Here is an 18692-nt window from a genome sequence, read left to right on the forward strand (position 1 = left end):
AATCCACCACGAAGCAGTAGAGGCCCTCGTCGGTGACCACGGGGGAGACCGGGTGCACACGGGGGCCGCCGTCCGCGCGGACCGTGGCGAGGTAGCCCATGCCAGGGCCGTACTGCAGGAGCAGCGCGCGGATGGCCGAGGCGAGCTGGGGCTCGGCTGCGGTGAATTCGGACCAGGAAGCCATGGGGGGATTCTATCGAACATTTGTTCGATTGGACCACTTGTTGGTGGGGGGTTCTTTGTGGGTGCGGGGGGCTTGTGTCCGGGCGGGGTGGCAGACTTGGAACCCTCTGTCCGCTGCGGCGGGTGGTGGCCGGGGCGGCTGGTCGTGGCCGGTATGGTGGGCCGATGCTGCTCTCCGACCGGGACCTGGTCTCCGAGATCAAGGCTGGCAACCTCGCACTCGAGCCGTTCGAGCCGGAGCTGTTGCAGCCGTCCAGCATCGACGTGCGCCTCGATCGCTACTTCCGGGTGTTCAACAACCACCTCTACACGCACATCGACCCGGCCGAGCAGCAGGACGACCTGACGGCGTTGGTCGAGACCGCCGACGGCGAGCCGTTCGTGCTGCACCCGGGCGAGTTCGTGCTGGCCTCGACGCTGGAGGTCATCACGGTGGGCGATCAGTTCGCCGCGCGGCTGGAGGGCAAGAGCAGCCTCGGCCGGCTCGGCCTGCTCACGCACTCGACCGCCGGGTTCATCGACCCCGGCTTCTCGGGGCACGTGACGCTCGAGCTGTCCAACGTGGCCAATCTGCCGATCAAGCTGTGGCCGGGCATGAAGATCGGCCAGCTGTGCATCTTCCGGCTGTCCAGCCAGGCCGAGCACCCGTACGGGTCCGCGGTCTACGGCTCCCGCTACCAGGGCCAGCGCGGTCCGACGCCGAGCCGCAGCTCCCTGAACTTCCGAACGTGGCCGACGACCTGACAGAACCGTCACCGACGACCTGACAGAACTGTCGCCGACAGCCTGACAGCAGCGTCGTCGACGGACGGGGAGCATCATCACCGACGGCCTGACAGCACCATCGCTACGGCCCGAGAAGCACCTGGCCGACTGCCTGAGAGGACGACCGCCCGTGTACCTCATGATCTCCACGTACTTGGCCCCGCTCGCGGAGGTCGACGCGGCTCGTGACGCTCATCTCGCTTTTCTGGCCGAGCTCGAGAGCCGCGGGCTCGTCGTCAGCGCCGGACGCCAGGATCCGCCGGTCGGTGGCGTGGTGATCCTGGGCGTCGACTCCGAGGCCGAGGCCCGGGAGCTCATCGCCCAGGACCCGTACGTCCAGCGCGGCCTCGCGGAGTACCAGGCCGTCGGCTGGCAGCCCAGCCGCGGCGCGCTCGCCGACTGGAAGCGCCCGGCCTGAGCCGGGGTCAGTCCAGGTCGGAGCCGGTGAGCAGGCCTCGGATGCCCAGCTCGGCGGCTACGGGCGGCGGGCACTCGTTCACGATCACCGCGGTCCCGACGACCTCAGCGCCCAGATCACGGACGAGTGTGGACAGAGCCCGGCTCTGGGCTCCGCTGTACGCCCAGTCGTCGACCAGCAGCACGCGGTCGCCCGTACTGATCAATTGGGTCCGCACTCCCAGGGACTGCGGGTCGCCGCGGTGGTCTGCCGGGACGGTTGTCCAGGTCATGGGTTCGGCGATGGCTCGGCGGGCGCCGGCTCGGTAGGCCTCGACGAAGCCTGTGCCCAGGGCCTGGGCGACCAGTGGGCCCACGAGGAATCCGGTGACTTCCGGGGAGACGACCACGGTGGGCGCGGCCGCCGGGAAGAGGCCGGCGAGCCCCGCGCCGAGTCCGCCGAGAACTTGTGGTTCACGCCACCATCCGGATCGGTCGCTGACGAGGAGGCCGGTGCCCGGCTCGGGCTCGGTCCAGCGGAAGGTGGCCCTCAACAGGGCGCGCAGGTCGGTTGCCACGCGGCCATGCTGCCACCGGCGTGCCGGTCGACGACGCCGACCGGGCAGAACCCCATCGGCCGAGGGGCCAACCTGATGCCGCGGGGCTTCCGGATCAGGCATGCTGTTCGGCGTACCCATGCCTAAGTTGCCGTCGGGCCGCCGCCCGCTCAGTCCAGGATCCCGCGCCGGTCTCGGCGCGGCCCTCGTGCTGCTCGTCGTCGTGACCGGCGTGGAGCTGGCGGACGGTGTACAGGCCAACTTCGTCGGGCTGTTCGCCGCCGTGCCGTTCCTCGCGGCCGTGTTCGCCTACTGGCAGCCGGTGATGATCGTCGGCGGGCTCGCGACCGTGGTCGGGCTGGTGTTCGCGACGGCGGATGGGAGCTTCGGCTCCGTCGGCATGATCAACGTGCTGGGCATCATGCTGGCGACCGGCATCGCGGCCGCCGTGGCCAACATCCGGCAGCGACAGGCCGACCGCATCGCCGAGCTGCAGCGTCTCGCCGCGGTGGCGCAGCAGGCCGTGCTTCGCCCGCTGGGACCGCAGATCGGCTCGCTCGCGGTGGCGGGTCACTACATCTCCGCGACTGCCGCCGCCGACATCGGCGGCGACCTCTACGAGGCGCTCGACACGCCGTACGGGATCCGCATCATCATCGGCGACGTCCGCGGCAAGGGGCTGGACGCCGTCCGGCTGGCGAGCATCGTGCTGGGCTCCTACCGGCACGTGGCGTACGAGCGGGCGGACCTGCGGGCGATCGTCACCGACCTGGACCGGGCGGTGGCCCGCAGCGTCGGCGACGAGGACTTCGTGACCGCGGCCCTGGTCGAGGAGCGCGGTGGCACGCTGACGATTGTCAACTGTGGACACCCGGCGCCGTTGCTGCTGCGCCGGGGCCAGGTGATCGCCCTGGAGCCGCCGGCGCCCGCGCCGCCGCTCGGGTTCATGCCGGTGGCCCGCCCGCGGGTGGAGCGGCTGGAGCCGGGTGACCGGCTGCTGCTCTTCACCGACGGGCTGGGCGAGGCCCGGCGGGAGGGTGAGTTCTTCCCCACCGCCGACCGGGCCTGGCGGCTGCTCGGCCACGGCACTGTGGCCGACGGGCTCGCCTCGCTGGAGACCGCCCTGCGCGACTGGGTGCACGATCAGCTCGACGACGACATCGCCCTGGTGCTGCTCGAGTACGCCGGCCCCGGAGGGGGGCCGGCCGCGCCGATGCCGAGCTGGGAAGTCGGCGCAGCCGGCAGCTGAGGTCAGCCCGCCTTCGGCAGCGATTCCGCCTCGGGCGGAGCCGCCGGCGAGACCGGAGCCGCCGGCGAGGGCTGGGCCGGAAGGAGAGGCACCGTGGCTCGCGCGGTGACGGTCTCCGGTTGCCGGTGCCGCCCCACGTAGTGCCGCGGCTGGTCCGCCTGACGAGGCTCCGGAATAAGGCTCTTGATCGTGGCGAACATGCAAGACCTCCCCTGGTCTGCGTACGTCCTGTGCGTACACCGGGAGCAACGACGGTCCGCGCACGTCGATACGTGCAAGCGGCGCGGCGGCTTGCAAATGGCCGAAAGGTTGTCCCATTTGCCATCCGATCGGAGGCGTTTGGGCCCCGAGTCGTCGCACAACTCCGGGTCTGCTCAAGGTCGGGGCGGGCTTGTCCGTTCCTACCGACCGGTAATACAGTGGTGTTACTGACGGGTAACTCGCGTCCGGAGAGCGGGGCCAGAACACATGACTCACTACAAGAGCAACCTGCGCGACCTCGAGTTCAACCTTTTCGAGGTGTTCGGGGCGGATCGTGCGTTCGGCCAGGCGCCGTACGACGGCATCGACGCGGAAACCGCGCGCGATGTCCTCGCCGAGGTGAACAGGCTCGCCCGCGAGGACCTCGCGGCCAGCTACACCGACGCGGACCGCAACCCGCCGGTCTTCGACCCGGCCACGCACACCGCGCCGCTGCCCGAGTCCTTCAAGAAGTCGTACGCCGCCTTCATGGCGTCCGAGTTCTGGCGGCTCGACCTCCCGGAGAGCCTCGGCGGCACGCTCGCCCCCCGGGCTCTGTGGTGGGCGATCGCCGAGCAGGTGCTCGGTGCGAACGCCCCGGTCTGGATGTATTCGTCCGGTCCCTCCTTCGCGCACGTCGTCGAGGTCGAGGGCACCGAGGAGCAGAAGAAGTGGGCGCAGCTCTTCGTCGACAAGCAGTGGGGCTCGACGATGGTGCTGACCGAGCCGGACGCGGGCTCCGACGTCGGCGCCGGCCGCACCCGGGCGATTCCGCAGGCGGACGGCTCCTGGCACATCGAGGGCGTCAAGCGCTTCATCACCTCGGGTGAGCACGACCTCAGCGACAACATCATCCACTACGTGCTCGCGCGTCCCGTCGGTGTCGAGGGCGCCGGCGGCCCGGGCACCAAGGGCCTGTCGCTCTTCATCGTGCCCAAGTTCCACTTCGACCCCGAGACGGGCGAGCTGGGCGAGCGCAACGGCGTCTACGCCACGAACATCGAGCACAAGATGGGCCTCAAGGTCTCCAACACGTGCGAGATGACCTTCGGGGAGCACGGCACCCCGGCCAAGGGCTGGCTGCTCGGCGACGTGCACCAGGGCATCCGGCAGATGTTCATGATCATCGAGTACGCCCGGATGATGGTCGGCACGAAGGCGATCGCGACCCTGTCGACGGGCTACCAGAACGCCCTCGAGTACGCCAAGAACCGTGTCCAGGGCGCCGACCTGCTGCAGAACTCGGACAAGGCGGCGCCGCGCGTCACGATCACGCACCACCCGGACGTACGCCGGTCGCTGATGCTGCAGAAGGCGTACGCGGAAGGTCTGCGGTCCCTGGTGATCTACACGGCGACCTGGCAGGACAAGGTCGCCATCGCCGAGGCGGCCGGGGACAAGGCGGCGGCGAAGGCGGCGAGCAAGGTCAACGACTTCCTGCTCCCGCTGGTCAAGGGCGTGGGCTCGGAGCGGGCGTACGAGCTGCTCGGCCACGAGTCGCTGCAGACCTACGGCGGCTCGGGCTTCCTGCAGGACTACCCGCTCGAGCAGTACGTCCGGGACGCCAAGATCGACACCCTGTACGAGGGCACGACGGCGATCCAGAGCCTCGACCTGATCTTCCGCAAGATCGTCAAGGACGGCGGCGTGGCGCTCGCCACCATCGCCACCGAGATGCAGGGCTTCGTGGAGAGCGAGGCCGGCAACGGTCAGCTCAAGGTCGAGCGGCTGGCGCTGGGCAAGGCGCTCGGCGAGATGCAGGCCATCCTCGGCATCGAGATGGGCTGGCTGCAGGCCGTGCAGGGCGGCGACGCCCGTGAGCTCTACAAGGTCGGCCTGACCTCCCGTCGGGTGCTGCTCGCGCTCGGCGACGTGACGGTGGCCTGGCTGCTGCTCCGCGGCGCCGAGGTGGCCCTCGCCAAGCTCGGCACCGAGCTGAGCGCCGCCGACAAGGCGTTCTACGAGGGCAAGATCGCGGCCGCCCGGTTCTTCGCCCGCGAGGTGCTGCCGCGCATCGGCTCCGACCGCCGGATCATCGAGGCCACCACCCTCGACCTGATGGACCTGCCCGAAGAAGCTTTCTGATCCCCCCACGAAGAAGGGCCGCCGGACAATGACGTCCGCCGGCCCTTCTTTCCTTCCCTCGCGGCTCTCATCCCCTCGCGGTGTGACCGAGGACGTACGGCAGGGAGCCCGGCTCGGTCGACGACCACGGGCTGTCGGTGCGGTGCACAGCGAGCCCGGCCGTGGGCAACGACGTGACGACCGGCTCGTGCGGGCGCAGCAGGGCGGACACATCGGACATGGTCGGGTTGTGTCCGACGATCAACACCGTGTGCACGGTGTCGGGCACGGTTCGGAGGAGGTCGATGACTTCGGTGCGCCCTCCGTCGTACAGATCTCGCACATAGCGCACCTCGGCCGTCGGCGCGTCGGGGGCCGACTGGGCCAGCGAGATCGCGACGCCCTGCCAGGTCTGGCGGGTGCGCACGGCCGGCGAGCACAGCACCAGCCTGGGATGCAGGCGCTGGTCGGCGAGCCAGGCACCCGCCGCGTCCGCGTCCGACCGTCCCCTCGTGGTCAGCGACCGCTCGAAGTCGTCGAGCTCGCCGGGGTCCTCCGCCTTGGCATGGCGGAGCAGAACAAGGGTGCGCGCAGTCATGGGACGAGCTTGCCTGATTGAGCTTTCCGCCGCGTGGGTAGACACACGGATCGACGTATTGCCGCGGCTCGGTGCGGCAGCCACGAGCCAGGGAGGTCCAGGATGGGCATCGGCGGAAGCATCTTCCTTCTGGCACTGGGGGCGATCCTCGCGTTCGCCGTCAATGCCAACATCAGCGGTCTCGACATCAATGTGGTCGGCTATGTGCTGATGCTGGCCGGCCTGGTCGGCCTCGCTCTCACGCTCTACTTCTGGAACAGCCGCCGGCGTCCCGCCACCGTGGTGGAGCAGCGGTCCGTCGCCCGCGAGGTCCCGCCCGCGCAGGCGCCGGTCTACCGGGACGGCGAGTCCGTCCAGGAATACCGCGAGACCACCCGGCGTCAGGCCCCGCCGCCTCCCCCGTACGGGGCCTGACCAGCCGGCAGCTCGCTACAGGGCCGCTCGGATCGCCTCGCTCAGCGGGGTGGCCGGGCGGCCCAGCAGCTTTTCCAGGTCCGCGGTGCCGGTGTCCAGCGCGCCGTGGGCCGTGGACCGCTCCACGCCCGCGAAGAGCGCGGCGACGAACGGGGGCGCGCCGGCGTCGGTCAGGTACTCCTCGTACTTCTCCGGAGTGAGGTCGGTGTAGCTGACGTCACGGCCGGACTGCCGGGCGATCTCCGCGGCGAACTCGCTCTTCGTGACGGCTGCGCCGCCCAGCTCGTACGCCTGCTTGTCGAGGTCGTCGGCCAGGATCGCGGCCGCGGCGGCCTCGGCGTAGTCCGCCCGCGGGGCCAGGCTCAGCTTGCCCTCGCCCGACGCGCCGACGAGCCCCTTCTCGACCGTCTCGGCGTAGTCGTAGTTCTCGACGTACCAGCTGTTGCGCAGGAACACCGACGGCACGCCCGACGCGATCAGCGCCTCCTCCGTCGCCTTGTGGTCGCCGGCGATCGGCAGGTCGGTCGTGTCGGCGTACGGCGCGCTGGTGTAAACGATCTTGCGGATGCCGCTGTCCTTCGCGGCGTCGATCACGTTCCGGTGCTGCGGGATGCGTTGGCCCGGGTCGCTGGCCGAGACGAAGAGCAGCTTGTCGGCGCCCGCGAAGGCCGCCCGCAGCGACTCGGGCTCGTCGTAGGACGCCTGGCGCACCTCCACGCCCCGGTCCGCGAGGTCCTTGATCTTCTCGACGTTGCGCCCGACGGCCACGAGCTCGCCGGCCGGCACGCCGCGGCTCAGCAGCGACTCGACGGCGAGGCGGCCCAGGTGTCCGGTGGCACCGGTAATCACGATAGTCATGCCTCGCTCAACCGGGCCGGTCGTGATCTACTTCCCATCGGATAGTGGGCACCTTGAAGTGCAGTACATGCCCGGTGGATAGTGTCCTGGTGGAAGCGGATGTGTACAGCAAGACTTGTCCGAGCCGGCAGCTCCTCGACCGCATCGGCGACGCGTGGAGCGTGCTCATCGTGGGCGTGCTCAAGGACGGGTCGCTGCGCTACACCGAGCTTGCTCAGCGGGTGCCCGGGGTGAGCCCGAAAATGCTGACCCAGACGCTGCGCGGGCTGGAGCGGGACGGGCTGGTCACGCGCACGGTGCACGCGGTGGTGCCGCCGCGCGTCGACTACACGCTCACGACCCTGGGGCGGAGTCTGCTCGGGCTGTGCGAGGCGCTGAAGGAGTGGGCCGAGCAGCACATCGGCGACGTGGTCGAGGCGCGGGACGCTTACGACGCGCGGCACGCCGTGCAGTCGGCCTGATGTAGCTCGCCAGGGCTCCCTGGACGACAAAAGCGCGCTCGACGCGACGGGGCGTGCGCGGCTTCGCGCAGCCTGCGAGGCGTCTGACGAGGCCCGGCGCCGGGCTTAGCGCGTCCGCGGCGTGCTGGCTGCGGCTCTCTGAAAAGTCGCGGCGCCGGGCATGCGCGAGCCCGATCTCCGGCAGGCGCCCTCGTCGACGTGGATCAGCCCTTTGTCGGGAGTGCTGCTCAGGCGTACAGGGTGAAGTAGATCGCTACGTGGTGGCAGATGGCGGCGACCAGCGTGCAGGCGTGGAAGAACTCGTGGTGGCCGAAGACGGTGGGCCAGGGGTTGGGCCGGCGCAGGGCGTAGAAGACCGCGCCCACGCTGTAGATGACGCCGCCGACGATCAGCAGGACCAGGGCCGTGACGCCGCCCTTGTGCAGGATGTCCGGGAGGATCGCGACGGCGGCCCAGCCGAGGGCCAGATAGAGCGGCGCGCCCACCCACCGGGGCAGGTGCGGCCAGATGCTCTTGAGGGCGACGCCGCCGACGGCGCCGGCCCAGATGAGGCTCAGCATGAGCGTGCGCTTGCTGCCGTCGATCAGGAGCCAGATGAACGGCGTGTAGGTGCCCGCGATGAAGATGAAGATCATCGAGTGGTCGAGCCGACGCATGATCTGATAGCCGCGCTCCGACCACACGCGGCGGTGATAGAGCGCGCTGATGCCGAAGAGCCCCAGCACCGTCAGGCTGTAGATCAAGCAGCTCAGGAACGGCGCCATGCCCGGTCGCGAGGCCGCGATCGAGCACAGCACCGCTCCGCACGCGAGCGCGACGAAGAAGGCGTACTGATGCAACCGGCCTCGCAAACGCGGCTTGCCGAGATCAGCAGGCTTCATCTGAAACGGGGCTGACGTCGTCACGATCCCAGGTTACGGCACCGTAGGTTACTGGCAAGTAGAGATCATGCGTCGAGACCCCGCAGAATGAGCGGCAGGCGGGCCGGAGCGGCCGGGTCGATGACGATCGGCACACCCCAGTCCTGCCGGGTCAGGTGACAGGCGGCGTGCTCGACGTCGGCGTCGCACGTGGCCGCCTGGGCGACGACTTGCAGCACGCCCTTCGGCACGGCGGGGTTGAGCACCAGGCGACGCGACAGATCGGTGCCCGTGCCCTCGCCCTCGAGCAGCAGCTCCGGCGGCGCCGCCGACACCACGAGCTTGGTCGACGGCCCGAACGTCGTGTCGAGCTTCTGCCCCGGCGGCGGCGTGAACACGATGTCGAGCGTCACCTCGCCCGGTGCCAGGGGCGACGCCGGGCGCTCGGTGCGGTGTCGCTCGCCCTCGACCGTGCGGACGGCCCCCGGGGCGAGCTTGACCAGGCGGTGCGCGGCGGACTCCACCACGAACACGTCGCCCGCGCGCGTCACCAGCACATCGCTCGGCTCCGCCAGCCCGGAGTCCACGGTGGAGACTTCCTCGGTGGCCGGGTCGTAGCGGCGTACGGCACCGTTGTAGGTGTCCGCCACCAGCACGGAACCGTCCGGCAGCGCGGCCACCCCGAGCGGATGCTGCAACAGCGCCTGCTTCGCGGCGCCGTCGACGTGCCCGAAGTCGAAGAGTCCCTGCCCGACCGCCGTGTGCAGCACCCCGTCCTCGATCCAGCGCAGCGCGGAGGTCTCGCTGTCGGCGATCCAGAGCCTGCCCTCGTACGCCGACAGGCCCGACGGCTGCGCCATCCACACGTCCGGAATCGGGCCGTCCCGCAGCGACTCCACGGTCGTGCCCGCGTAGATCCCCGTCGTGCCCTGCGCCGGATCGAACCACCACAGCTGGTGGATGCCGGCCATCGCGATGATCACCTTGTCGTCGAACCACGCGAGGTCCCACGGGGAGGAAAGGGCGATGCCGTCGTCGTCGGCCGAGCGCCACGGCCTGCCCGTGCCGGCCAGGGTCGTGACCTCGCCCGTCTCCAGGTCGACGCCGCGCAGCAGGTGGTTGACGGTGTCGGCCACGACGACGGTGCGCCCGTCGGGCAGCAGGCACAGCCCCTGCGGCTCGGAGAACGTCGCGGCGGTCGCGGGCCCGTCGGTGCGGCCCCGCTCGCCCGTGCCGATGCGGCGCACCAGCGTCTCGCCGTCCGCCTCGAGCTCCACAAGCGAGTGCCGGGCGGAGTCGGAGACGAGCAGCGTGCCGCCGGGCAGCTCGATCGCCTTGCCCGGGAAGCGCAGCACGGTCTCGTCGGCCTGCGGCGCCACGTAGGGCCCGTCGCCCCGGTGCAGCGTGCCCTTGGCCTCGTGCGTGGCGATCAGCTCGTCCAGCAGCCGGGACAGCCCCTCGGCATGCCCCTCGCCGGCCATCGACGCGACGACGTAGCCCTCGGGGTCGATCACGCTGAGCGTCGGCCACGCCTTCGCCGCATACTGCTGCCACATGGTCATGTCGGCGTCGTCCAGCACCGGGTGATGCACCCCGCAACGCTCGACGGCGGCAGCGAGGGCCGCGGGGTCGCGCTCGTGCTCGAACTTCGGCGAGTGGACCCCGATGACGACGAGGACGTCGCCGTATTTCTCCTCGAGCGGCCGCAGCTCGTCGAGCACGTGCAGGCAGTTGATGCAGCAGAAGGTCCAGAAGTCCAGGATCGCGATCTTGCCCCGGATGTCGGCGAGGTGCAGGTCCTTGCCGCCGGTGTTCAGCCAGCCTCGAGCCCGGAACTCGGGCGCCCGTACGCGCGCGTTCATGACGCCAATCGTGCCGCAGATCCGGCGCCGGACGGGGTCGGGGGTGACGGACGCCTCTTCCGCTGGGCGTGTCGCCGGGCCCTCGATCTCGACGGTCGCGCGGACTCCCGGAGACGGCGCGACGAAGCCCAGTGCGCCGTTCCCCGCCGAGAGGCGCTGGCCTACGAGCAGTCGCCGAGAGGCGCTGGCCTACGAGCGCTCGCCGAGCTCGCCGTCCCTGGGGAGGCCGGCGGCCCGGCGGGCGTCAGGTACGGGGCTTCAGGCAGAGCACCTGCGTCTTGTCGCCGGTCGGGTTGAGGACGAACGGCTGGTTGGCGTCCGGGCACTGCTTGTTGGAGTCCACCACGGCGACCACCTCGAACGAGCCCGCGTCGCCGCACGTGGCGGTCACCGCCTTGTCACCGTCGCGCTTGACGCACTCGCCGACGCTGGCCGAGAAGCCGCCGTCACCGGAGCTGCGGGCGATGAGCCAGGTGACCCCGATCGCCGCGCCGACCAGCAGGCCGGCGGTCAGGATGACGGCGAGGAGCACGGGCAGGACCCGGACGTTCGAGTCGGGCTTCGCCGGCTCCGCGGGGGTCTCCGGCGTGAACGAGTTGAAGCGGTCCTGGTCGATCTCCTGGGAGGTGCCGGGCCAGCTGGCCGTCTCCTCCGGCGGCGGCGTCACCGTCGCCCGGCTGGCCGGGCTCGTGAACGTCGAGCCGCCCGACCGCTGCCCGAACGGCTGCCCGGAGTCCGGGCCGAACCCGCTGTCCGGTCGCTGCCCGAACGGCTCGGCCCCGAACCCGCTGTCGGCCCGCTGACCGTACGTCTGCGGGTCCGAGCCCGGGAACGCGTTCTCCGGGCGCTGGCCGAAGAGCTGCGTCGAGTCACCCTGAACCGGGAAGTCGTCGCGGGGCGGCGGGGAGTGCAGCGCCGGCGCCGGAACGTACGGCTGCTCCTGCCCGCGGCCCGCCACGTCGGTGGTGTGCTCGGTGAAGTCGGGCGGCATCGTGCGGCTGGCCGGGTTGCCCGGGACGGGGCCGGGGTGGCTCGGCTGACCGGGGCCGCCGCGGCCGGCGATGTCCGAGGTGAACTCGCTGAACGGGTTGCCGTCCTGGTAACCCTGCCCCGAAGCGGCAGCGCCGCCGGAGTAGGCCTGTCCGGACGTCGGCGCGCTCTGCGGGAAGGCCTGCCCGGAGGTCGGAGCGCTCTGCGGGTACGCCTGCCCGGACGAGAAGCCCTGGTCGTGCTGGCTCTCGGAGTCGTGCCCGGCCGGCTGCCCGTAGGTCTGGCCCTGCGACTGCCCGAAGCCGTCGTCCTGCTGCCCGAAGACGTTGCCGTCGCCCTGCCCCGGGCCGTGCGGCTCGCTCGAGGACTGGCCGAACGGGTCGTCCTGCGAGTGGCCGTAGGTCCCGCCCTGCGGCTGGCCGTAGGTCCCCGGGGTGTGCGGACCGGACTCGGCGGGCTGGGCGGACGTCGGCGCGCCGGGCTGGTCGGCGCCGAAGGGCTGCCCCGGAGCGGACGGCTGCGCCTGGCCGGGCACGCTGACCCGCGCACTCGCGCTCGCACGGCCGGACACGCGGGCCGCGCCTTGAGCGCCGCCCGAGGTCGGAGCCGCGCCGTAACTGCCGGCCGCGGGAGCCGCCGATGCGCCCTGCGGCCCGGAGGTGGGAGCCGACGCGCCGTGCGGGCCCGAGGTCGGAGCGGGCGTGCCGTAAGCACCCGACGAGGTGGGAGCGGGCGTGCCGTAAGCGCCGGAGGAGGTGGGCGCAGGGTCCGTGGCGGTCGGCGTGCCGTACGTGCCGCCCTGGTCGCCACCGCCGAAGCCGCTGCCCTCATCAGCCGCCCCGAAAGGCGACCGCTCCTCCCCAGCACCGAACGGCGCACGGTCGTCCGAGGAACCGAACGACCCACGATCGTCCCCGGCACCGAACGGCGCATGATCGTCCGCGGAACCGAACGACCCACGGTCGTTCGAGGAGCCGAACGAAGCACGGTCGTCCGCGGAACCGAACGACGCACGGTCGTCCGCGGAACCGAACGCGCCACGGTCATCGGCAGAGCCGAACGCCCCGCGATCGTCCGCGGCACCGAACTGCGCATGATCGTCCGAGGAGCCGAACGGCCCACGGTCGTCAGCGGAGCCGAACGATGCGAAGGACGAGGGAGCCGCACTCGCGGACGACGCCGAGGGAGAGCCGAAGGGCGCGGCGTCGGGCGAGCTGTCGCCGGATTCCTGCACCGGCTCACTGACGGCGGGCCGCCCGTACACCCGGGCCTGCGGGGGTGCCGCCGGAGCCTGCTCCTCGGGCTCGGCCGGAGGCGCGACCCGGCTCGCGACGGGCACCGAGGCGCTGGCGGTCGCCGGGCGGGCGGCACCCTGGGCGGGCTCGGCCGGCTCGGGATCGCGCGGCTGGGGCACCGCGGAGGGGCGCTGCTCGGCCACGGCGGGAGCGCCCCCGGTGCCGAGGGAGGCACCCGGGACACGCTGGGGGTAGCCACCGCTGCCGCCGGGTGTGTCGGCGGCGGCAGGCGCGCTGGTGGGCTGCCCGGCGCCGGGGTCGTCGAACGAGGCGCCCGGCACCCGCTGCGGATAGCCCTGGCGGGCCGCGGCGTCGTCCTCCAGGGTGGCCGGCCGGCCGCTGAAGGGACTGCCGGCGGGCTGGCCGAACGGCTGCTCGGTGGGCTGGCTGCCCTGCTCCGGCGCGTCGGGCTTGCCGAAGAGCGAGCTGTCGGGCGAGGCGCCGAACGGGCTCTCGCTGCCGCGCAGGCCGGGGAAGCTGGCGCCGTCGCCGGCGGAATTGCCACGCAGCGGGAAGCTGGCGCCCTCGGGCGCGTCGCCGCGGACCGGGAAGCCGCCGGCCTCGGGCGCGCGCGGGGGACTGTCCGGAAGGTCGGTGAGGGTGGCGCCGGGCACGCGGATGCGCTGGTCGCCGAAGGCCGAGAGGCCCGGCTGGCGCTCACCCTGCGGCGCGGCACCGGCACCGGTGCCACGGTCGAACGGGCCGCGGGCCTCGCCGGGGGACCGGCGCGGCAGGTCCGGGTTGGCGCCGAGGCGCTGCGGCTCCGGCGCGGCGGTGGCGGGCGCGGAGCGCACGGGCGTGAAGCCGTTGAACTCGCTGACCGGGTTGGTCAGGTTGCCACCGGCCGAACCGGGGTTGCGCTGCGGGAGCTGGTCGCCCTGCGCCTGGCGGAACGAGCCCTCGGTCGGGATCGGGGGCGTCCAGCCGGACGACGGGACCGGGGGACCGGCCGGGGTCGCGCGCGGGGGCTCGCCGGCCTGCTGGGCGTCCGCGGCCCGGGCGGAACCGGAGGAGAGGAACTGGGCGGCGGCCGACCCGAAGGTGGACCCGCCGGTGGAGGGCTGCTGCCCGGCCGGTGGCACCGCGGGCACCACGAACGGCGAGCCGCCGTCGGGCGCGGCCTGCGGCGGCGGCGCGTACGCACTGGGCGGCGAGCCCTGGGCGTGCGGGTACGAAGGACTGCCCTCGGAGTCGGCAGGCGGGAAGGCGTCGGCACCGAACGGCTCGGCTCCGCCGCCCGACATGGCCCCCGGCTGCCTGCCGGCGTGCTGGCCCTCGGACGTCATAACCGCCTCCTCCATGACTGTCGGCCGTGCGAGCTGGGGCACGGACGCGGCCGACCTTGCAGAGCTGGGTATGACCCAGGCCATCGCGCCTCGGCCGGCCGAGCCGGGGCGGGTGACCGTGCCCAACCGTACCGGGCGTTGCCGACAGCCGGAATCCCGGTGTACGCCGTCTGGAGTGGCCGACGTGCGGGAAATTAACCGGACGTGATCATCCACACATAGGACAAATGCGGGCGTACTCGGGCGGATCTCGGCCTGTGCGGCAAACTCATGGCTGTTTCGGTGAGCCGTCTGTGGCGAGAAGATTCCTCGCGGCCGGGATTTCCGGTCAACGCTCCTGTACGGACAGTGAATAAAACGAGGCCCCGACCGGCAATCGGTCGGGGCCTCGGCTGCCCGCGCCGACCGGGAGGCGATCGGCGGAAGCGGGCGAAGTGGCCGGCCCGGAGCGGCGGGCCGAGCCGATCAGAAGATGCGCTGCCGCTGGGCGAAGATGGCGAGCTCGTCCCGCATGGCGCGGGTCGGCGCCGCGCTCATGGCCCGCTCGATGGCCCGAGCGTCACGCTTGGCAATGCGGCGGTTACGGATGCGGTCGATGGTGCTCATCGCGGTGCTGCTCCCCCTGGCCTTCGTTGGCCGTGTCGGACGCGCCCGGAACTTCCGGCGCTGGATCCATTTAACCGCGCCGTAACCGGGAGTGCCAACGAATATGAGGGTGATCCCGCTTACTTGCCTTCGGATCGAAGGCAAGCAAGCGGGGTCAGCATCGAATGTCAGGTCCAGGCGAGCAGTGCGCCCTCCGGATCGGTGAGGAAGGCGCCGATGTCCCGGAGGAACTTCGAGCCCAGCTCGCCGTCGACGATGCGGTGATCGAACGACAGGCCCAGCGTCGTGACCTGGCGAACCTTGATCTTGTCCTTGTGCACCCACGGCATCGGCCGGATCGCACCGAAGGCCAGGATCGCCGCCTCGCCCGGCGGCAGGATGGGCGTACCCGTGTCGACGCCGAAGACGCCGACGTTGGTGATCGAGAACGTCCCGCCCGCCATGTCCGCCGGCGGCGTCCTGCCCGACTTCGCGACCTGCACCAGGGCGTTGAGCGCATCGGCCAGCTCGCGCAGGGTCAGCCGCCCGGCGTCCTTGACGTTGGGCACGATGAGCCCGCGCTCGGTGGCCGCCGCGATGCCCAGGTTGACGTACTCCTTGACGACGATCTCGTTCGTCGCCGCCGACCACGTCGAGTTGACCATCGGATGCCGCTTGATCGCGAGCAGGACGGCCTTGGCGACCAGGAGCAGCGGCGAGACGCGCACGTCCCGGAACTCCGGCCGGCCCTTCAGCCGCTCCAGCGCCTTCATCGAGCGCGTCATGTCCACGGTGAGGAACTCCGTGACGTGCGGCGCGGTGAAGGCGGAGGACACCATGTTCTCGGCGGTGAGCTTCCGGACGCCCTTGATCGGCAGCCGCTGCTCACGTGCGGTGTCGAAGGATGGCGCGGCCACGGGGGCCGGAGCAACGGGCGCGGCGACCGCGGCCTGCAGGTCGTCGCGCGTGATCGACCCGAGCGGGCCCGTGCCGACGACGGTGGTCAGATCAACCCCCAGATCCTTCGCCAGCTTCCGTACGGGCGGCTTGGCGAGCACCGGCCCGGAACGAACAGCAGCCGGAGCGGGAGCAGCGGCAACGGGAGCCGCGGCAACGGCACCGGCACGCGGGCGGCGCTTCGCGGTGACGGTCCGCGGCCCGTACCCGACGAGAACAGCCGTCCGCCCACCCGGCGCCGGACCGCCGATCAGCCCGGGCTCGACGGCACCCTCGGCCGGCGCGACCTCCACGGCGGCCAGCGACTCCGCGGACGGCACCGGACCGGACGGCAGCGGCCCCGCGGACGGGTCGGTGTCGATGGACACGATGGTCGCGCCCACCTCGACCGTCGTACCCGCCTCGACATGGATGCGGGCGATCACGCCGCCCCACTTCGCGGGGATCTCGACCGCGGCCTTCGCCGTCTCGACCTCGACGATCGGCTGGTTGAGCTCGATCGTGTCGCCGACCTCGACGAGCCAGGTGAGGATTTCGCCCTCGGTCAGGCCCTCGCCCAAGTCGGGCAGGGTGAACTCCTTGATGCGGGACATCCGGGTCACCAGCCGAACGCGCGGTCGACGGCGTCGAGCACGCGGTCCAGGTCGGGGAGGTACTCCTCCTCGACGCGGGCGGCCGGGTAGGGGATGTCGTAGCCCGTGACACGCAGCACCGGGGCCTCGAGCGAGTAGAAACACTCCTCGGTGATCCGGGCAGAGACCTCGGCGCCGAGGCCGATGTTGCTGGGTGCCTCATGCACCATCACGGCGCGACCGGTCCTGCGTACCGACGCGTAGACGGGGTCGAGGTCGAGCGGCGACAACGTGCGCAGGTCGATGACCTCGAGGCTGCGGCCGTCCTCCTCGGCCGCCGCGGCGGCGTCGAGAGCCACGCGCACCATCGGCCCGTACGCGATGAGGGTCGCATCCGTGCCCTCGCGCGCGACCCGGGAGGCGTGCAGCGGGTACGCCTGGTCGAGGGGCAGGTCAAGGTCGACCTCGCCCTTCTCCCAGTAGCGGCGCTTCGGCTCGAAGAAGATGATCGGGTCGTCGGAGGCGATCGACTGCTGGATCATCACGTGCGCGTCGGCCGGGTTCGAGCACGTGACGACCTTGAGGCCGGGGGTGTGCGCGAAGTACGCCTCGGGCGACTCGGAGTGGTGCTCGACCGCGCCGATGCCGCCGCCGTAGGGGATGCGGATCACGATCGGCAGCCGCTGCTTGCCCAGCGAGCGGTAGAACATCTTCGCGACCTGGCCGACGATCTGGTTGTACGCCGGGAAGACGAACCCGTCGAACTGGATCTCGCACACCGGCCGGTAGCCGCGGATGGCGAGGCCGACCGCGGTGCCGACGATGCCGGCCTCGGCCAGCGGGGTGTCGATGACGCGGTTGTCGCCGAAGTCCTTCTGCAGGCCGTCGGTGATCCGGAACACGCCGCCGAGCTTGCCGACGTCCTCGCCCATGACGACGACCTTGGCGTCGTTCTCCAGGGCGCGGCGCAGGCCGTGGTTGAGGGCCTTGCCAAGGCTGAGCGTCTCGGTCATCGGTGCGCGCTCCCTTCGAAAGAAGCCTGGTACTGGGAGAACTCCGCTCGCTGGGCGTCGAGCAGCGGCGAGCCGTGGGGATAGACGTTGTCGAACATCGTCACCGGCTGCGGGTCGGGCATGGCGAGCACGCGTTCGCGCAGGCCGAGGGCGAGCGTACGGGCGTCGTCGTCGACCTGGCCGAAGAAGCCGTCGTCCGCGATCCGCTGCTTGACGAGGAACGCCTTGAGCCGGCTGATCGGGTCCTTGGCCTTCCACGACTCGACCTCGCTGGCGATGCGGTAGCGGGTCGGATCGTCGGAGCTGGTGTGCGCGCCCATCCGGTACGTGTACGCCTCGATCAGCGTCGGCCCCTGGCCCTGGCGCGCGTTGTCGAGTGCTGCGCGCGTGACGGCGTACGTGGCCAGCACGTCGTTGCCGTCGATCCGCACGCCCGGGAAGCCGAAGCCGTTCGCGCGGCGGTAGAGCGGGATGCGCGTCTGCCGTTCGAGGGGCTCGGAGATGGCGTACTGGTTGTTCTGGCAGAAGAACACGATCGGCGCGTGGAAGACCCCCGACCACACGAACGCCTCGTTGACCTCGCCCTGGCTGGTGGCGCCGTCGCCGAAGTACGCGATGACCGCCTCGCCGTCCGCCGTGCCGGTCTTGCCGTCCATGGTGATGCCCATGGCGTAGCCGGTCGCGTGCAGCGTCTGGGCGCCGATGACGATCGTGTACGGGTTGAACTTGTACTCGTTCGCGTCCCAGCCGCCCTGGTCGACGCCCCGGAACAGCCCGAACGGCATGACCGGGTCGATGCCGCGCGTGTAGAGCACGCCGTGCTCGCGATAGGTGGGGAAGGCCATGTCCTGCGGCCGGAGCGCGCGGCCCGAGCCGACCTGCGCCGCCTCCTGGCCCAGCAGGCTCGCCCAGATGCCCAGCTCGCCCTGGCGCTGCAGGGCGGTTGCCTCGGCGTCCAGCCGGCGCACCGTGACCAGGTCCTGGTAGAGCTTCCGGTACTCCTCGTCGGTGAAGCTGACCGAGTAGGTCACGCCCTCCGCCGTGGTGACGCTGTCGACGCGCTCACCGTCGGGGGTGAGCAGTTGAACGAAACCGCCTGCCGGGTCAGCCCCGACTTCGCTTTCGCCGTTCGCCATCCGTGTCTCCCTGTTCTCCAAATCGCCCACGGCGGGTGTCGCCCGGCCGCGCGGCGGACCAATGGTGCGCCGCGCCTGGCCCGGGTGAGGTTGCCGCGCGGCCCGTCGGCGTGATCACAGACCCCGCCGGGGAGTGACGACCCCCACCGCATCCCCGCAGATCGCGGGTGACGGCGGCGGTGCCGTCGACCCTCATCCTCGCAGAGAACGTGAGTGGCGCCACAGGTCAGCCTGATCACAGATCTGAAATCTTGCCGTCTTCGACGTGGTGGTTTCACGCGCCGTGCGGCGATCTCACCTTGTGGAGTATTTGTCCGAATAAGAGGATTTCGTACCGTCACTTCCGTCGGA

General features: G+C 71.3%; 16 protein-coding genes and 1 pseudogene. 6 read left to right on the forward strand and 11 right to left on the reverse strand.

Annotated elements, in window-relative coordinates; translation table 11 throughout:
- Positions 1 to 184: pseudogene (locus RBH18_RS17180) on the reverse strand (pyridoxamine 5'-phosphate oxidase family protein); the annotation flags it as partial.
- 164 nt (positions 185 to 348) lie between these two features.
- On the opposite strand from RBH18_RS17180, the gene dcd reads away from it, so the two are divergent.
- On the forward strand, positions 349 to 927 hold the full coding sequence (gene dcd / locus RBH18_RS17185) for a dCTP deaminase (RefSeq protein WP_306208864.1): 579 nt from the start codon (positions 349 to 351) through the stop codon (positions 925 to 927).
- A gap of 160 nt (positions 928 to 1087) precedes the next feature.
- The gene (locus RBH18_RS17190) at positions 1088 to 1366 is read left to right on the forward strand and encodes a YciI family protein (RefSeq protein ID WP_306208972.1); all 279 of its coding nucleotides are present in this window, start codon (positions 1088 to 1090) and stop codon (positions 1364 to 1366) included.
- 7 nt (positions 1367 to 1373) lie between these two features.
- Here RBH18_RS17190 and RBH18_RS17195 read toward each other — a convergent pair whose 3' ends face one another.
- Complete coding sequence (locus RBH18_RS17195; protein WP_306208865.1) at positions 1374 to 1922, reverse strand: phosphoribosyltransferase family protein; 549 nt, start codon at positions 1920 to 1922, stop codon at positions 1374 to 1376.
- Between the two features lie 100 nt (positions 1923 to 2022).
- Between RBH18_RS17195 and RBH18_RS17200 the strand changes: the two genes are divergently transcribed.
- Together RBH18_RS17200 and RBH18_RS17205 are read left to right on the forward strand one after the other, a co-directional pair.
- The gene (locus RBH18_RS17200) at positions 2023 to 3150 is read left to right on the forward strand and encodes a PP2C family protein-serine/threonine phosphatase (protein ID WP_306208867.1); all 1128 of its coding nucleotides are present in this window, start codon (positions 2023 to 2025) and stop codon (positions 3148 to 3150) included.
- 468 nt (positions 3151 to 3618) lie between these two features.
- Complete coding sequence (locus RBH18_RS17205; RefSeq protein WP_306208869.1) at positions 3619 to 5475, forward strand: acyl-CoA dehydrogenase; 1857 nt, start codon at positions 3619 to 3621, stop codon at positions 5473 to 5475.
- A gap of 67 nt (positions 5476 to 5542) precedes the next feature.
- Here the strand turns inward: RBH18_RS17205 and RBH18_RS17210 are convergent, their stop codons facing one another.
- Positions 5543 to 6052 carry a SixA phosphatase family protein gene (locus tag RBH18_RS17210; protein WP_306208871.1) on the reverse strand — a complete coding sequence of 170 codons (510 nt, stop codon included), beginning with the start codon at positions 6050 to 6052 and terminating at the stop codon, positions 5543 to 5545.
- A gap of 102 nt (positions 6053 to 6154) precedes the next feature.
- On the opposite strand from RBH18_RS17210, the gene RBH18_RS17215 reads away from it, so the two are divergent.
- Positions 6155 to 6466 carry a DUF6458 family protein gene (locus RBH18_RS17215; RefSeq protein WP_306208873.1) on the forward strand — a complete coding sequence of 104 codons (312 nt, stop codon included), beginning with the start codon at positions 6155 to 6157 and terminating at the stop codon, positions 6464 to 6466.
- 15 nt (positions 6467 to 6481) lie between these two features.
- Here RBH18_RS17215 and RBH18_RS17220 read toward each other — a convergent pair whose 3' ends face one another.
- Complete coding sequence (locus RBH18_RS17220) at positions 6482 to 7324, reverse strand: SDR family oxidoreductase (RefSeq protein ID WP_306208875.1); 843 nt, start codon at positions 7322 to 7324, stop codon at positions 6482 to 6484.
- Between the two features lie 89 nt (positions 7325 to 7413).
- On the opposite strand from RBH18_RS17220, the gene RBH18_RS17225 reads away from it, so the two are divergent.
- Complete coding sequence (locus RBH18_RS17225; protein ID WP_306208877.1) at positions 7414 to 7785, forward strand: winged helix-turn-helix transcriptional regulator; 372 nt, start codon at positions 7414 to 7416, stop codon at positions 7783 to 7785.
- A gap of 227 nt (positions 7786 to 8012) precedes the next feature.
- On the opposite strand, the gene trhA is transcribed toward RBH18_RS17225, so the two are convergent.
- From trhA to pdhA, 7 genes are all read right to left on the reverse strand, one after another.
- Positions 8013 to 8690: a PAQR family membrane homeostasis protein TrhA gene (gene trhA / locus RBH18_RS17230; RefSeq protein ID WP_306208878.1), complete on the reverse strand. Its 678-nt coding sequence runs from the start codon at positions 8688 to 8690 to the stop codon at positions 8013 to 8015.
- Between the two features lie 41 nt (positions 8691 to 8731).
- Positions 8732 to 10507, reverse strand: coding sequence for an NHL domain-containing thioredoxin family protein (locus RBH18_RS17235; RefSeq protein ID WP_306208880.1), 1776 nt, complete (start codon positions 10505 to 10507; stop codon positions 8732 to 8734).
- Between the two features lie 244 nt (positions 10508 to 10751).
- Entirely contained in the window at positions 10752 to 14078 is a 3327-nt protein-coding gene (locus tag RBH18_RS17240; RefSeq protein ID WP_306208882.1) for an LppU/SCO3897 family protein, read from the reverse strand.
- Between the two features lie 465 nt (positions 14079 to 14543).
- On the reverse strand, positions 14544 to 14684 hold the full coding sequence (locus RBH18_RS17245; protein ID WP_305788564.1) for a hypothetical protein: 141 nt from the start codon (positions 14682 to 14684) through the stop codon (positions 14544 to 14546).
- 167 nt (positions 14685 to 14851) lie between these two features.
- Positions 14852 to 16213, reverse strand: coding sequence for a dihydrolipoamide acetyltransferase family protein (locus tag RBH18_RS17250; protein WP_306208887.1), 1362 nt, complete (start codon positions 16211 to 16213; stop codon positions 14852 to 14854).
- Between the two features lie 5 nt (positions 16214 to 16218).
- Positions 16219 to 17205, reverse strand: coding sequence for an alpha-ketoacid dehydrogenase subunit beta (locus tag RBH18_RS17255; RefSeq protein WP_306208889.1), 987 nt, complete (start codon positions 17203 to 17205; stop codon positions 16219 to 16221).
- Positions 17202 to 18341, reverse strand: coding sequence for a pyruvate dehydrogenase (acetyl-transferring) E1 component subunit alpha (gene pdhA / locus RBH18_RS17260; protein WP_306208891.1), 1140 nt, complete (start codon positions 18339 to 18341; stop codon positions 17202 to 17204). The genes RBH18_RS17255 and pdhA overlap by 4 nt, the downstream gene beginning before the upstream one ends.
- Positions 18342 to 18692: the final 351 nt, after the last annotated feature.

Origin of the sequence: Actinoplanes oryzae, assembly GCF_030757795.1 — a bacterium.
Lineage (GTDB): Bacteria > Actinomycetota > Actinomycetes > Mycobacteriales > Micromonosporaceae > Actinoplanes.